Below are 13,631 nucleotides of genomic sequence, written 5' to 3'. Positions count from 1 at the left end.
AATCCTCTTGAAGAGAATCAGTCGCATCTGAAGCGGGGCATTCTAGCCAGCCGCCTTCCCCTACCGATGTGCGCAAATGTAGTGGCTTGTAAGGCCGTGGTTACACAGTAAAGCCGATTACCAGGTCAGGCAGATCTTGCCGAAATGCCGGTTGCTCTCTTGATAACGGAACGCTTCGACGATCTGCTCCAGTTCGAAGTGTTTGTCCACCACCGGCCGCAAGCCGTTGGCATCGATCGCCCGCACCATCGCCTGCTGCTGCGCGCGGCTGCCCACCAGCACGCCCTGCAGGCGGATCTGCCGCACCAGCGCCTGCACCAGCGGCAATTGGCCGGCAACGCCGGTGAGAATGCCGATCAACGACACATGCCCGCCGATGCGTGCGGCGATCATCGACTGCTCCAGGGTCGCCGGCCCGCCCACCTCGATCACATGATCGACGCCGCGGTTGCCGGTGAGCTCACGCACCTTCTCGCCCCAGGCCGGGATGGTTTTGTAGTTGATCAGGTGGTCGGCACCCAAGGCTTTGAGGCGTTCGAGCTTGGCGTCACTGGATGAGGTGGCGATCACCGTGGCGCCCGCCAACTTGGCGAACTGCAGGGCGAAAATCGACACACCGCCGGTGCCTTGCACCAGCACAGTGTCGCCGGGCTTGAGGTGGTCATCGCTCATCAGCGCGCGCCAGGCGGTGAGGCCGGCGGTGGTCAGGGTGGCGGCCTCGGCGTGGCTGTAGCCTTTGGGGGCCAGGGTGAACGCGGTGGCGCGGGCCGTGACCAGTTCACGGGCGTAGCCGTCGATGCCGTCGCCCGGCACGCTGGCGAAGCCTTCGACCAACGCTTGACCGTCGAGCCAGTCGGGGAAGAAGGTGCTGACCACGTTGTCGCCGACCTTGAATTCACTCACGCCCGGCCCGACCGCCGTCACTTCGCCCGCGCCATCGGCCATGGGGATACGCCGCTCGCTCGGGCCCCACATACCACTGACCACGGCGAAATCGTGGTAGTTGAGGGAGCTGGCGTGTAGGCGCACGGTGATCTCGCCGGCTTGGGGTGCTGCCGCTTCACTGCTGCCGACTTCGACCTTGTCGTAGCCGCCGCCGGGTTGCACGTAGATGGCTTTGCGGGTCATGGCCAGGTGCTCCATTCAAAGGAAAGTGGGGTTCAGCATAGACAGCGCGGGCCTCTTCGCCGGCAAGCCGGCTCCCACAGGTACTTCGCAGCCTTTAGCAGCGGTGGTCAGTCTGTGGGAGCCGGCTTGCCGGCGATAGGGCCAGCCATGACAACCGAAAAATTCAGCCGAGCAGCATCCGCAACGCCCGGCAATCCGCGGCATGCCAATCCACCAGCTCCGGCCACGGGTTGTCCGGCAGGTTCACCAGCACCGTGCGCGCACCGGCCGCACGCCCGCAGTCCAGGTCGAAGCGGTAGTCGCCGACCATCACCAGCTCGCTCGGCGCCACGCCCCAGGCACTGGCAATCTTCAGCAAGCCATCGGGGTTGGGCTTGGGCGCTGCCTCGTCACGGCCAAGAATATGCTCGACCGCAAAGCAGTCCGCCAGGCCGATCGCCTCCAGGGTGACATGCGCCAGCTCACGCGCATTGCGGGTAAGGATGCCCAGCCTGCAGCCACGCCCGGCCAGCTCGCGTACCAGCTCCACCGCGCCGGTGGCTGCCGTCGAGGCAACCGCCAGGTCACGCTCGTGCTCCAGCAACCAGGCATGCTTGGCGGTAGCCTCTGCCGCGGGCAGCGCCGCCAAGTGGGTGAGGATGTCATGCTCGGGCGGAATCTCCAGCGCCTGGCGGATCGCGGCAAAGTCATGCACCGCCACGGTGAGGGTGCCGTCCATGTCGAACACCCAGTTGCGGATATCGGCCAGGCTCATGCCCAGTCCTTGCGGTGGCGGATCAGGCCTTCCTGCGTGGACGACGCCACCAGTTGCCCGGCGCGGTTGTAGATGCTGCCGCGGCAGAAGCCACGGGCATTGCCGGCCCAGGGGCTGTCGGTTGCGTACAGCAACCACTCGTCGGCGCGCAGGTTGCCGTGGAACCACAGCGAATGGTCGAGGCTGGCGATCTGCATGTCGCGCTGCCACACCGACTTGCCATGGGGTAGCAGCGAGGTGGTCAGCAGGCCGAAGTCGGAGGCATAGGCCAACAGGTATTTGTGCAGCGCCGGGATGTCCGGCAGGTTACCGTCGGCGCGGAACCAGGCGTACTTCACCGGGTCGCCAGGCTTGGGGTTGAACGGGTCCCGCTCGGTGACCGGGCGTATCTCGATGGGCTTGGCGCACAGCACCTTGTCACGGATGCGCTCGGGCAGCTTGTCGGCCATGGCGCGGGCCAGCTCGACCTCGCTGGGCAGGTTCTCCGGCCCGACCACGTCAGGCATCTGCGCCTGGTGCTCGAAGCCCTCCTCGTCGTACTGGAACGACGCACTGCAGGTGAAAATGGGCTGGCCCTTCTGGATGGCCGTTACCCGCCGGGTACTGAAACTGCCGCCATCGCGCACGCGGTCGACCGAATACACCACTGGCAGGCTGGCATCGCCCGGGCGCAGGAAGTAACCGTGCAGCGAATGCACATGGCGCGCGTCCTCGACCGTCTGGCTGGCCGCCGACAGTGACTGGCCCAGCACCTGGCCACCGTACAGCTGGCGGAAGCCAAGGTCCTGGCTGCGCCCACGGAACAGGTTCTCCTCGATCGACTCGAGGCTCAACAGGTCGACCAGGTCGTCCAACACATGACTCATCGGGGGTTCTCCTAGCAAGGCATCACAGCTCTACGGCGCTCTCATGAAGGCGAATGATACAGGGTTTGTCATTGGCACCGCGCATGGCGGCTCATTCAGCGCGCAGGGTCTGCTCCCAGTGAGCGCGGTCGATGCGGTACAGCACGTGGGGGCGCAGCGGGTGGCCGCTGGGCAGGCGCGGGTGTTCGAAGCTGCCTTGCAGGTCCTGAACCATGCCGATGGCCTGCATGACTTTCTGCGACGGCAGATTAATCTCGCTCGTGAATGACACCACCTCTTCCAGGCGCAATTGGGCGAAAGCACAACGCAGGCACGTCCACGCCGCCTCGCTGGCAAAACCCAGGCCCCAATGCCGTCGGGCCAGACGCCAGCCGATCTCCACGGCCGGTGCGAACGGCGCGTCGAAGTTGACGTTGAGCAGGCCAGTCATGCCGATAAAGGCCCCACTGTCCTTGCGCTCCAGGGCCCACAGGCCGAAGCCGTATTCGTTGAAATGCCCACGGATCCTGCCGATCAGCGCCGCCGCTTCCAGCCGCGTCAGGGGTGCTGGGAAGTAACGCATCACCTGCGGGTCGGCGCACATGGCGGCGAACTCGCGCAAGTCGTCGTCCTGCCATTGGCGCAGCACCAGGCGTGCGCTTTCCAGTTCGCGGATAGGGGTCATGGGGTGTGCTCCGGTTTTACTGTCCTGCAGTTTACAGCGTAGGCGAAATGCAATTTTCACAACGCCTTCACCCGGCCCCGACAGGCCCCTTTGCACAATGCCGCCATCCCCCGCCGCCTCAAGCGCGGCCATGCCATCGGAGCCACGCATGCTGCAGAGCAACACCCTGGGACACTCCGCCATCCACGCCCGGCGCAAGCGACGGCTGTCACGCAAGGCCCTCGGCGCCGCCCTTGGCCTGTGCATGGTCGTGGCGGCATTGGGCACCTGGCTGGCGACGAGGACGCACATCGTGGACCTTGGCAACGAACAACAGTTGAGCGACAGCGGCCTGCTGCAGGACTGGGCCGAGGGTGCGGTGATCGTGATGATCCGCCATGCCGAGCGCTGCGACAGCGCGCCAGGGCCGTGCCTGGACGACCCCACCGGCATTACCAGAGCGGGCAGCGAAGCGGCGACGCGGGTTGGCCAGGGCCTACGCCATCTGGGCCTTGCCAATGCGCAGATGCTGAGCAGCCCCAAACTGCGTACCCGGCAAACTGCCCACTTCATCCTCGGCCAGGCGGTAACGAGCGAAGACTGGCTGGAAAGCTGCGACAACCAGTTCGCCAAGGAGGCCATGGCGCGCAAGCAACCGGGGCATAACCTGGTGCTGGTGACTCACAACGGGTGCATCGATCACTTCCAGCGCGACAAGCGGGTGGTGGGTGGCGAGCGCGAGAGTGGCTACGCCAGCGCGTTGTTCGTGTCGGTGGATGGCAATGGCAAGGCGCGCATACTGGGCCGGCTGAATGAGCCGGACTGGCAACGCGTGCTGGCATCCGCCGGGCAATAGCACGCTGCCGGCAATTACTGGCAAGATCAGCGCTGGCCCTGATTGCGAACCCACCATGCCGTTGCCGCTGATCTACCACGATGACTACAGCCCGGAGTTCCCGCCCGAGCACCGCTTCCCGATGGACAAGTTCCGCCTGCTGCGCGACCACCTGGTCGACAGCGGGCTCACCACCGACCAGGCCCTGCTGCGCCCGGAAATCTGCCCCAACGATATTCTGGCCCTGGCCCATGACCGCGGCTACATCGAACGCTACATGAACGGCGAACTGTCGCGCGAAGACCAGCGCCGCCTGGGCCTGCCCTGGAGCGAAGCGTTGGCCCGGCGCACCGTGCGCGCCGTGGGCGGTTCGCTGCTGACCGCCGAGATGGCGTTGCAGCACGGCCTTGCCTGCCACCTGGCGGGCGGCACCCACCATGCCCATTACGACCACCCGGCCGGGTTCTGCATCTTCAACGACCTGGCGGTGATCAGCCGCTACCTGCTGGAGGCGGGGCGCGTGCACAAGGTGTTGATCTTCGACTGCGACGTGCACCAGGGCGACGGCACCGCGCGCATCCTGCAGGACACCCCGGACGCGATCACCGTGTCGCTGCACTGCGAGCAGAACTTCCCGGCGCGCAAGGCCCACAGCGACTGGGACATCCCCCTGCCGCGCGGCATGGGCGACGCCGCCTACCTGAAGGTGGTGACTGACGCGCTGAACTACCTGTTGCCGCTGTATCAACCTGACCTGGTGCTGTACGACGCAGGTGTGGACGTACACAAGGACGATGCGCTCGGTTACCTGCAACTGACCGATGCCGGCCTGGCAGCGCGCGACGAGCAGGTCATGCGCCACTGCCTGGGCCGGGATATCCCAGTGGTCGGCGTGATCGGCGGTGGCTATAGCAAGGACCGCGAAGCGTTGGCCAGGCGCCACGGCATCCTCCATCACAGCGCGGCAAAGGTCATGAGTTGTTCACAATGACTGTGGAACCGCTTGTGGATAACCTGAGTGAAAGCGGCTGCAGCCCATGCCCAGCGTGCCCTGCAGAAGACTGATCATTTTTTGTTCAGTGCTTCCATGGGCCTTGCTGGGCTAGAATGGGCAACTTTTCCACAGCCTGTCGCCCACCATGTCCGATCTTCGCCCCGCATCCCCTCCCCTCGCCGTCGTCATCGGCGGCGGCCCCGCCGGTTTGATGGCTGCCGAAGCCCTGGCCCAGCGAGGCCTGGCCGTTCAGGTGTTCGACGCCATGCCGTCGGTGGGCCGCAAGTTCCTGCTGGCGGGCGTCGGCGGCATGAACATCACCCATTCGGAAGCTTATCCACAGTTCGTGGCGCGCTATGCCGAGCGCCAAGGCGAGATCGACCGGCTGCTGCAGGGCTTCGACGCCGATGCCCTGCGCCAGTGGATCCACGGCCTGGGTATCGAAACTTTCGTCGGCACCTCAGGCCGGGTGTTCCCCACGGACATGAAAGCCGCGCCGCTGCTGCGCGCCTGGCTCAAGCGCCTGCGCGACAACGGCGTAGTTATCCACACCCGGCATCGCTGGCTGGGGTGGAATGCCGAGGGTGCCTTGCGGATCGCTTATCCACAGGGTGAATTGCAGGTCAAGGCCGATGTTGTCGTGCTGGCCCTGGGCGGTGGCAGCTGGGCAAGGCTGGGTTCCGACGGCGCCTGGCAGCCGCTGCTGGCCGAGCGGGCTGTGGATATCTCGCCGCTGCAAGCGAGCAACTGTGGGTTCGAGGTGGCGGGCTGGAGCGCGTTGCTCAAGGAAAAGTTCGCCGGCGCGCCGCTGAAGAACATTGCCCTGAGCGTTCCTGGCAACGCGCCGCGCAAGGGTGAGTTCATCCTTACCGCGCAAGGTGTCGAAGGCAGCCTGGTGTATGCCTGGTCGGCCCCCCTGCGCGAGGCTATCAATCGCGAGGGCCAGGCCACCTTGCTGCTCGACCTGCTACCGGGCAAGCCTGTGGACAAGATTGCCCAGGCGCTGACAAAACCCCGCGGTTCACGCTCGATGGCCAAACATCTGCACAGCCAGCTGGGCATCGATGGGGTCAAGGCGGGCTTGCTGCGTGAACTGACCGATCAGGCGACGTTTGCCGACACGGCAGCCCTGGCGCGGGCGATCAAGGCGTTGCCGATCACGCTGGTGCGCACGCGGCCGCTGGACGAGGCGATCAGCAGTGCCGGGGGCGTGCGGTTCGAAGGGCTGGATGCGGGGTTGATGGTGAAGGGGCTGCCTGGGGTGTTCTGTGCCGGCGAGATGCTCGACTGGGAGGCGCCGACCGGGGGGTACCTGTTGACAGCGTGCTTTGCCAGCGGGTTGCGGGCCGGGCAAGCGGCGGCAGATTGGCTGGTGCGGGCTACCTGACAGAATGCCGGGGCTGCTTCGCAGCCCTTCGTCGGCAAGCCAGCGAAGGGCCGCAGAGCGGCCCCACACGCTCAAGGTTTGCGCTTTTTCGGCCCGGTGTTGAAGCTCGGCACTTTGCGCACCGACTTGACCGGCGCTTCGTCGCCGCTGTCCATCCAGCGACCCAAACCGCGCTTGGCGCTGTTCTCTTTCGGCTTCTTGGGCTTCTTCGGCTTCTTGATCACCTGGCCACTGGCATCGGTCATCGGCACTCGGTGATCGGGGATGAAGTCCGGCTCTTCATGGCGCGGCAAGGTCTGGCGGATGAGTGTTTCGATGGTTGCCAACTGCTGCACTTCGTCGGCGCAGACCAGCGAGATCGCTTCGCCCTTGTTGCCGGCACGGCCGGTACGGCCGATGCGGTGCACGTAATCCTCGGCGACGATCGGCAGGTCGAGGTTGACCACCAGCGGCAGGTCATCGATGTCCAGGCCACGGGCGGCAACGTCGGTGGCCACCAGCACCTGAACCTCACGGGCCTTGAAGCTGTCCAGCGCGCGCTGGCGCGTGGCTTGCGGGCGGTCGCCGTGGATGCCATCGGCGTTCACCCCCTCACCCAGCAGGCGCTCAACCAACTGGTCCACGCCGTTACGGGTCTTGGCAAACACCAGCACCTGCGTCCAGCGCTGCTTGCGCAGCAGGTGGCAGAACAGGTCGGCCTTGCGCTTCTTGTCCACCGGCACCAGCCACTGCTTGACCGTGGTGGCGGCAGCGTTGCGCGGGCTGACTTCGATACTCAGCGGGTCGTTCAGCGCCAGCCCCGCCAGCACGCGGATCTGCTCGGAGAACGTGGCCGAGAACAACAGCGTCTGGCGCTTGCGTGGCAACGCCGCGTACACCGACTGCAGCTCTTCGGCAAAGCCCAGGTCGAGCATGCGGTCGGCTTCGTCGAGTACCAGGGTCTGCACCTGGTTGAACTTCACTGCGTTCTGACGGAACAGGTCGAGCAGACGGCCCGGGGTGGCCACCAGCAGGTCGACGCCACGGCGCAGGCGCATCATCTGCGGGTTGATGCTGACCCCGCCATACACCGCATAGGTGCTCAGCGGCAGGTTCTCGGCGTATTCGCGTACGTTGTTGTGCACCTGCTCGGCCAGTTCGCGGGTGGGTACCAGCACCAGCGCGCGGATCGAGTTGCTGGCAACTTTCTCACCCTCCAGCGCCAGGCGTTGCAGCACCGGCAAGGCGAAACCGGCGGTCTTGCCGGTGCCGGTCTGGGCCGCAGCCATCAAGTCGCGGCCGGCCAGCACGGCGGGAATGGCCTGGGCCTGGACCGGGGTCGGGGTGGTGTAGTCCAGCTGCTGCAAGGTGCGCAGCAAGGGTTCGATCAGGCCGAGTTTGGCGAAATTCATGGCAATACCGTCAGGGGTTCAGCGAAGGCGGCAAGTTTACCGCAACACCCCGGCCTACTTGCAGATTTCGCCTTTAAGCGGTTGCGCGGGCTTATTCAGAAGCCTGTACAAGTGAAGATAAGTTACAAAACCGCTCGAATTGAACGGCACACTTTGCCTGTGCTCATCAGCAGAACTTGGCCAAGGTATCGCGGACCTTCGCTGCGGGTACCTTCTGCAAGCGGCAGAGCAGATCGTGGGACAGCTGCTGGACGCCATGAGCCTGGCGCAGTACGCCCGCCAGGTGTTGCAGCAGGTTGGCGGCCATTTCGGCATCGGCCATGGCCCGGTGCGCCGCGCCGGTGTCCGGCAGCCCGGCCCACCGGGTCAGGGTACCCAGCTTGTGGTTCGGCGCCGCTGGCAGCAGGCGTCGAGACAGCAGCAGCGAACAGGCGAAGGATTGCCGGCGGCTACGGCCGATGCGGCTGAGTTCGTAGTCCCAGAACTTCTGGTCGAAGGCGGCGTTATGCGCCAGCAGCGGGGTCTCACCGACGAACTCGGCCACCTCGCTCATTACCTTGTCCACTGGCGGTGCACTGCGCAGCATGGCGGTGGTGATGCCGGTCAGCCCGGCGACGAAGGCTGGCACCGGCACGCCGGCGTTCATCAGGCTCTGGTAACGCTCGACGATGCGGCCATTCTCCAGCATCACCACCGCCACTTCAGTGGCGCGGCAGCCGGCACTGGGGGTAATGCCCGTGGTTTCAAAGTCGATGACAGCGATTCGTTCCATGACAATACCTTCAATGCTTGAGTAACAGCGCACCTTCGATGGGCACATAGCGGGTGGCGGCACGAATCAACGACAGTGCGGTAAGCCCCGGCACCCCATACACCACCGCCTCGGTGCCGTGGCGCTGGATCACCCGCTCCAGCAGCAGGTCGAAGTCACCGTCGCCGGAGGCCAGCACCACCTGGTCGACCCGGCTGGCCGCGTCGATCACATCGAGGGTGATGCCGACATCCCAGTCGCCCTTGGCCGAGCCATCGCTGCGCTGGATGTACGGCTTGAGGCGTACGTCGAAACCCAGGTTGCGCAGGATCTGCTGGAACTGCTGCTGCTTGCTGTCACCGCGGTCGATGGCATAGGCCACCGCCTCGACGATCTCGCCCTCGCGGCTGACGTCCTTCCACAGGGCGGTGTAGTTGAAGTGGCAACCGTGGGCCTGGCGCACGGTGTAGTAGAGGTTCTGCACATCGGCGAACAGCGCGATCTTTTTCACCTTGAAACCTCCCTCGTCTGAAAGTATTCGCGGGCAAGCCCGCTCCCACAGGGTAAATGCGATCTCCAAGATCGCACTGATACCTGTGGGAGCGGGCTTGCCCGCGAATTGGGGCGCTTAGCGCCCCCAGCAATGCCGCCAGTATGCCAGACCGGTCAGACGTACGTATCGTCGTCCGAGAAGAAGCCACCGTCATCGCTGCCGTAGTCGGTGTCGGCAAAACCACCTTGGTCGTTGCCCCAGCCACCGTTGTCGGCCACGTGCTCCTGCCCGCCTTGGTCACTCCAGCCGCCGGTATCACTGGCTGGCGCAGGCTCTTCCTTGATCACCTCGGCCACTTCCTCGGGCTTGTCGTGGTTGAACAAGCTGCTGATGCCTTGCGCCAGCAACACGCCACCGGCCACACCCGCAGCGGTCTGCATCGCGCCGCCAAGGAAGCTGCCTGCCCCGCTGCGGGCGGGCGCCGCGCCGAAGCCGGATTGTTGCTGTTGCATCTGCGCCTGCGACGGGGAGAAGCCCGGCGCGCTTGGCTCGCGCCAGCCACCACTGGAGGCGACCGGCGCGCTGGCGCGCTGCGGCTGCTGGGCGGGCTCCGGGTTGCGCGCACCGGCGCCGAAGATGCTGGACAGGAAGCCGCCACCGCTGTTGCTGCTGGCGCGGCTGGCCTCGGCCTGGGCACGGGCCTGCTTGAGCTCGGCCTCCAGCTGCTTGTTCTGCTCGTCCAGGCGTTTGAGCGCGGCCTCCTGCACAAGAATTGCCTGGGCCATGTAGTAAGGCGCCGCCGGCTGCTGACGCAGGTGCTCCTCGATTCGCGCCTGCGCCTGCGCATCGCGCGGCTGGCTTGGGTCTTCAGCTTGTTTGATGCGGCCAAACAGGCCATCGATGACGGTTTGTTCTTCAGTGTTCATGGGCTTCCTCATGGGCAAGCGGGACATCGGACGTGTCAAAGATGGGGCGCGCGGGCCGCGGATTCAATCACTTGGGCGGTGAAAGTTTTTTCAGCAAATGACTGCGCTGGGCTAAAGTTAGGCCCCTGCTTTTACTGCCATGCGATGTTGACTGATGAATCCGCTGAGCGTTCTGCGCGACTCCCTGTACTTCTTCCGCCGCCACCTGGCGAGCATCATCCCGCTGTGCCTGCCGCTGGTGGTGCTCGAAGCCTTGCTGACCCAACTGCTGTACCGGCAGATGGGCGACCAGGCTTCACCCGCTTACGGCATGCTGATCAGCCTGCTGCTCTACCCGCTGTACAGCGCGGCGCTGATCCTCTACCTCGATACTCGCAGCAATGGCCAGGACATCTCCAGGCGCGACCTGTTCGCCCGCGCGGTGCAGCTTTGGCCGCAACTGGCCTTGCTGATCCTGATCAGCTCGCTGTTGATCATGGCCGGCCTGGCGCTGCTGGTGGTCCCTGGTGTGTGGATCATGATCAACCTGGTGTTCGCCGAGTACCTGCTGGTGCTGCGCGGCCTGCCGGTGGTGCAGTCGATGCGCGAGAGCGCGCGCATGACCACCGGGCACTTCATGCGCATCATGATTTGCGTGGTCGGCGTGCTGGCACCGATCTGGCTGATCGACGGCCTGCTGCTGATGGCCTTCCCGGAGCCATCGCCTGGCATGGAGCTGGCGATGAACAGCCTGAGCGGTTTCCTGCAGCTGTTCAGCACCGTGGTGCTCTACCGCCTGTTCATGCTGCTGGAAGGCGAAGCCGGCAACGCCACACAGTCTGACTGAAACGTCAGGTGCCTCGCGGCTTGGCCCGCGCCGTGGCTTCGGCCACCAGCGGGTCGTCCGGCCAGTAGTGCTTCGGATACCGCCCCTTGAGGTCCTTCTTGACCTCGGCATAGGTGGTGCGCCAGAAATTGGCCAGGTCCTGGGTCACCTGCACTGGCCGGCGAGCCGGGGACAACAGATGCAACTTGACCTGCTGGCGGCCTTGGGCGATGCGCGGCGTATCCGCCAACCCAAACAGCTCCTGCAAGCGCACGGCTAGGATCGGCGGGGTTTCGCTGTAATCCAGGCGAATGTTCGAGCCGGACGGCACGGCCAGGTGCACGGGGGCCCATTCGTCCAGGCGCTGGGGCAGCGGCCAGGGCAGCAGGTTGCGCAGTATCGAGGACAGGTCCAGGGCGGCGAAATGGCTCAGGCGTGAGACCTTGCCCAGGTAAGGCTGCAGCCAGTCTTCGAGGCTGGCCAGCAGCGCTTCGTCGCCCAAGTCAGGCCATTCGCTGTGGCCCTCTTTATCCAGGTCAAGTTGACGTAACAGCGCCACCCTCGCCTGCCACTGGCGCAGTTCTGGCGTCCAGGTCAGCAGGTTCAAGCCTTTGCGCCGCACCAGGCCCAGCAGTGCGTTGGCCCGGGCTTCCTCATCCAGGCCAGGCAGCGGTTCGCGGCTGAGTACCAGCTCGCCGACCTTGGTCTGGCGTTCGGCACGCAACACCTGCTCGCGCTCGTCCCAGTCAAGGATGTCGAGGCGCTCGACCTGCTCGGCCAGCACATCGTCGAGCAGTGCCGGGTCGAACTCGGCAGCCAGGTAGATACGCTCTTCCCGCTGGCCCTGGCGGCTACCCAGATCGGCGATGACCAGCCAAGGGCATTTCATCAACGCATCCACCTCGGCGAACAAGGCGGCGCGGCCATTGGCCAGGCGATACTCGGCGCCGCCTTCGCGGCGCTGCTGGGCAACCCGGTCGGGGTACGCCAACGCCAGCAACGCGCCAAGCCAGCGTGGGTGATCGGGGTCGGCAACCGCCGCGCCGGGCTTGCCGCGCAGCAGGCCACGGTATTGGCGGGCCAACTGCCGAGCACGCTGCACACCGCCCTGGCCGCCCCGGCTGGTTTTACTTTCGCCGCTGACCAGCGTCAGCCGGCTGTGCAGGTCGGCCCCGCCTCCGCGCTGGATATCGCGCTCGCCCAGCAAGGCAGCGACATCGCAGGCCATCGCCGCCAGGCCCAGGTCCTGGCCACGCAACAGCAAATGGGCGATGCGTGGATGCGCCGGCAGTTCGGCCATGGCCTGGCCGTGCTCGCTGAGGTTGTCGCGGCTGCCGCCCTTGAACGCACCCAGCCGTGCCAGCAGGTCCTGGGCCTGGGAGAAGGCTGCGGCAGGTGGTTGATCCAGCCAGCGCAATTGCTCCGGCGTGACACCCCAGCGGCCCAGTTGCAGGGCCAGGCCGGCCAGGTCGGCTTGCAGAATCTCGGCGCTGCCATGGGCGGCCAGCTGGTCGTGCTGGGCCTCGGACCACAGGCGGTAGCAAACACCCGGCTCCAGACGGCCCGCACGGCCTGCGCGCTGGGTGGCGCTGGCGCGTGAGATACGCTGGGTGTCCAGGCGCGTCATGCCGCTGCCGGGGTCGAAGCGCGGCACCCGGGCCAGGCCCGCATCGATCACCACGCGCACGCCATCGATGGTCAGGCTGGTTTCGGCAATGTTGGTCGCCAGCACCACCTTGCGCCGGCCCTGGGGCGCCGGGTCGATGGCGGCGCGCTGGGCATTGAGGTCGAGCTCGCCATGCAAGGGGCAGAGCAGGATGTCGGGGCGTTCACCCAGCGCTTCCTGCAGGCTCTGGTGAACCCGGCGGATCTCGGCCTGGCCCGGCAGGAACACCAGCACGCTGCCGGTTTGATCGGCCAACGCCTGCAGCACGCTGTCCACCGCCCGTGGCTCGATGAACTCGCCGGGCTGGAACGGCCGGCCCCAACGGATATCCACCGGGTGCATGCGGCCTTCGCTGCTGACCACTGGCGCATCGTCGAGCAGGCGTGACAGGCGCTCGCCTTCGAGGGTGGCCGACATCAGCAGAATTTTCAGCGGCGGGTCATCGCGCAGCAGCTCGCGGCCATTGAGGCTCAGCGCCAGGGCAAGGTCGGCATCGAGGCTGCGCTCGTGATATTCGTCGAAAATCAGCAGGCCCACGCCCTCGAGTGCGGGGTCGGCCTGCAAGCGCCGGGTGAGGATGCCTTCGGTGACCACTTCGATGCGGGTCTTCGGCCCAACCCGGCTTTCCAGGCGAATGCGGTAGCCCACGGTTTCGCCGACCTTTTCCCCCAGCTCGCTGGCCAGCCGTTCGGCCGCCGCCCGCGCCGCCAGCCGGCGCGGTTCGAGCATGAGAATGGTCTGCCCTGCCAGCCAGGTTTCATTCAGCAGCGCCAGCGGCACGCGGGTGGTCTTGCCGGCGCCGGGCGGTGCTTCAAGCACGGCTTCGTGGCGGTTTTCCAGGGCCTGGCGCAGGGCCGGCAAAACGGCATCGATTGGTAAAGAAATCATGGTGGTCCTCGAACAGTGACGCGAGTATAACGGCGAACCCAGCCTGCTCTATCATGGTCTTAGCATCAGGTGCTGGCGCATCGCCCAGCCCGCCGCACACCTTC

The 13,631-nt window shown here is 65.8% G+C and carries 13 protein-coding genes; 4 read left to right on the top strand and 9 right to left on the bottom strand.

Going from position 1 to position 13,631, the window contains the following annotated elements; all coding sequences use genetic code 11:
- Positions 1-117: 117 nt before the first annotated feature.
- The 4 genes from ACIPIJ_RS26030 to ACIPIJ_RS26015 all read right to left on the bottom strand — a co-directional run bounded on the left by ACIPIJ_RS26030 (position 118) and on the right by ACIPIJ_RS26015 (position 3,412).
- The gene (locus tag ACIPIJ_RS26030) at positions 118-1,128 is read right to left on the bottom strand and encodes an NAD(P)-dependent alcohol dehydrogenase (protein WP_401082365.1); all 1,011 of its coding nucleotides are present in this window, start codon (positions 1,126-1,128) and stop codon (positions 118-120) included.
- 163 nt (positions 1,129-1,291) lie between these two features.
- Positions 1,292-1,882 carry an HAD family hydrolase gene (locus ACIPIJ_RS26025; protein WP_401082363.1) on the bottom strand — a complete coding sequence of 197 codons (591 nt, stop codon included), beginning with the start codon at positions 1,880-1,882 and terminating at the stop codon, positions 1,292-1,294.
- Positions 1,879-2,748, bottom strand: coding sequence for an acyl-CoA thioesterase II (gene tesB / locus ACIPIJ_RS26020; RefSeq protein ID WP_401082360.1), 870 nt, complete (start codon positions 2,746-2,748; stop codon positions 1,879-1,881). Before tesB ends, ACIPIJ_RS26025 begins: the two co-directional genes overlap by 4 nt.
- Before the next feature lie 91 nt (positions 2,749-2,839).
- On the bottom strand, positions 2,840-3,412 hold the full coding sequence (locus ACIPIJ_RS26015) for a GNAT family N-acetyltransferase (RefSeq protein ID WP_401082357.1): 573 nt from the start codon (positions 3,410-3,412) through the stop codon (positions 2,840-2,842).
- A 148-nt stretch (positions 3,413-3,560) separates the two neighbouring features.
- Between ACIPIJ_RS26015 and ACIPIJ_RS26010 the strand changes: the two genes are divergently transcribed.
- The 3 genes from ACIPIJ_RS26010 to ACIPIJ_RS26000 all read left to right on the top strand — a co-directional run bounded on the left by ACIPIJ_RS26010 (position 3,561) and on the right by ACIPIJ_RS26000 (position 6,607).
- The gene (locus tag ACIPIJ_RS26010; RefSeq protein WP_401082354.1) at positions 3,561-4,247 is read left to right on the top strand and encodes a histidine phosphatase family protein; all 687 of its coding nucleotides are present in this window, start codon (positions 3,561-3,563) and stop codon (positions 4,245-4,247) included.
- Positions 4,248-4,302: 55 nt separating this feature from the next.
- Complete coding sequence (locus ACIPIJ_RS26005; protein WP_401082352.1) at positions 4,303-5,217, top strand: histone deacetylase; 915 nt, start codon at positions 4,303-4,305, stop codon at positions 5,215-5,217.
- A 148-nt stretch (positions 5,218-5,365) separates the two neighbouring features.
- The gene (locus tag ACIPIJ_RS26000) at positions 5,366-6,607 is read left to right on the top strand and encodes a TIGR03862 family flavoprotein (RefSeq protein WP_401082349.1); all 1,242 of its coding nucleotides are present in this window, start codon (positions 5,366-5,368) and stop codon (positions 6,605-6,607) included.
- Between the two features lie 71 nt (positions 6,608-6,678).
- Here the strand turns inward: ACIPIJ_RS26000 and ACIPIJ_RS25995 are convergent, their stop codons facing one another.
- From ACIPIJ_RS25995 to ACIPIJ_RS25980, 4 genes are all read right to left on the bottom strand, one after another.
- The gene (locus ACIPIJ_RS25995; protein ID WP_401082346.1) at positions 6,679-7,998 is read right to left on the bottom strand and encodes a DEAD/DEAH box helicase; all 1,320 of its coding nucleotides are present in this window, start codon (positions 7,996-7,998) and stop codon (positions 6,679-6,681) included.
- 166 nt (positions 7,999-8,164) lie between these two features.
- Positions 8,165-8,770, bottom strand: a complete 606-nt coding sequence (locus ACIPIJ_RS25990) for a PolC-type DNA polymerase III (RefSeq protein WP_401082343.1) — start codon at positions 8,768-8,770, stop codon at positions 8,165-8,167.
- Between the two features lie 10 nt (positions 8,771-8,780).
- Positions 8,781-9,260, bottom strand: coding sequence for an NYN domain-containing protein (locus tag ACIPIJ_RS25985; protein ID WP_401082340.1), 480 nt, complete (start codon positions 9,258-9,260; stop codon positions 8,781-8,783).
- 155 nt (positions 9,261-9,415) lie between these two features.
- A complete protein-coding gene (locus ACIPIJ_RS25980; protein ID WP_401082337.1) occupies positions 9,416-10,168 on the bottom strand; it encodes a DUF2076 domain-containing protein in 753 nt (250 codons plus the stop codon).
- A gap of 154 nt (positions 10,169-10,322) precedes the next feature.
- Here ACIPIJ_RS25980 and ACIPIJ_RS25975 point away from each other — a divergent pair, with 154 nt between their 5' ends.
- Positions 10,323-10,994 (top strand): YciC family protein, encoded by a 672-nt coding sequence (locus ACIPIJ_RS25975; protein WP_401082334.1) that lies wholly within the window; start codon positions 10,323-10,325, stop codon positions 10,992-10,994.
- Between the two features lie 4 nt (positions 10,995-10,998).
- Here ACIPIJ_RS25975 and hrpB read toward each other — a convergent pair whose 3' ends face one another.
- Positions 10,999-13,527 (bottom strand): ATP-dependent helicase HrpB, encoded by a 2,529-nt coding sequence (gene hrpB / locus ACIPIJ_RS25970; protein ID WP_401082332.1) that lies wholly within the window; start codon positions 13,525-13,527, stop codon positions 10,999-11,001.
- Positions 13,528-13,631 lie beyond the last annotated feature (104 nt).

The organism is Pseudomonas sp. NPDC087185, from assembly GCF_044744955.1.
GTDB lineage: Bacteria > Pseudomonadota > Gammaproteobacteria > Pseudomonadales > Pseudomonadaceae > Aquipseudomonas.
Note: the sequence above shows the minus strand (reverse complement) of the source record. Positions and strands in the feature narration are given on the sequence as shown.

Bases quoted from the DNA above. Each gene is read 5' to 3' on its own strand.
- ACIPIJ_RS26000 (WP_401082349.1), top strand. From the start codon at position 5,366: ATGTCCGATCTTCGCCCCGCATCCCCTCCCCTCGCCGTCGTCATCGGC.
- tesB (WP_401082360.1), bottom strand. From the start codon at position 2,748: ATGAGTCATGTGTTGGACGACCTGGTCGACCTGTTGAGCCTCGAGTCG.
- hrpB (WP_401082332.1), bottom strand. From the start codon at position 13,527: ATGATTTCTTTACCAATCGATGCCGTTTTGCCGGCCCTGCGCCAGGCC.
- ACIPIJ_RS25990 (WP_401082343.1), bottom strand. From the start codon at position 8,770: ATGGAACGAATCGCTGTCATCGACTTTGAAACCACGGGCATTACCCCC.
- ACIPIJ_RS26015 (WP_401082357.1), bottom strand. From the start codon at position 3,412: ATGACCCCTATCCGCGAACTGGAAAGCGCACGCCTGGTGCTGCGCCAA.
- ACIPIJ_RS26030 (WP_401082365.1), bottom strand. From the start codon at position 1,128: ATGACCCGCAAAGCCATCTACGTGCAACCCGGCGGCGGCTACGACAAG.
- ACIPIJ_RS26005 (WP_401082352.1), top strand. From the start codon at position 4,303: ATGCCGTTGCCGCTGATCTACCACGATGACTACAGCCCGGAGTTCCCG.
- ACIPIJ_RS25980 (WP_401082337.1), bottom strand. From the start codon at position 10,168: ATGAACACTGAAGAACAAACCGTCATCGATGGCCTGTTTGGCCGCATC.
- ACIPIJ_RS25975 (WP_401082334.1), top strand. From the start codon at position 10,323: ATGAATCCGCTGAGCGTTCTGCGCGACTCCCTGTACTTCTTCCGCCGC.
- ACIPIJ_RS26025 (WP_401082363.1), bottom strand. From the start codon at position 1,882: ATGAGCCTGGCCGATATCCGCAACTGGGTGTTCGACATGGACGGCACC.
- ACIPIJ_RS26010 (WP_401082354.1), top strand. From the start codon at position 3,561: ATGCTGCAGAGCAACACCCTGGGACACTCCGCCATCCACGCCCGGCGC.
- ACIPIJ_RS25995 (WP_401082346.1), bottom strand. From the start codon at position 7,998: ATGAATTTCGCCAAACTCGGCCTGATCGAACCCTTGCTGCGCACCTTG.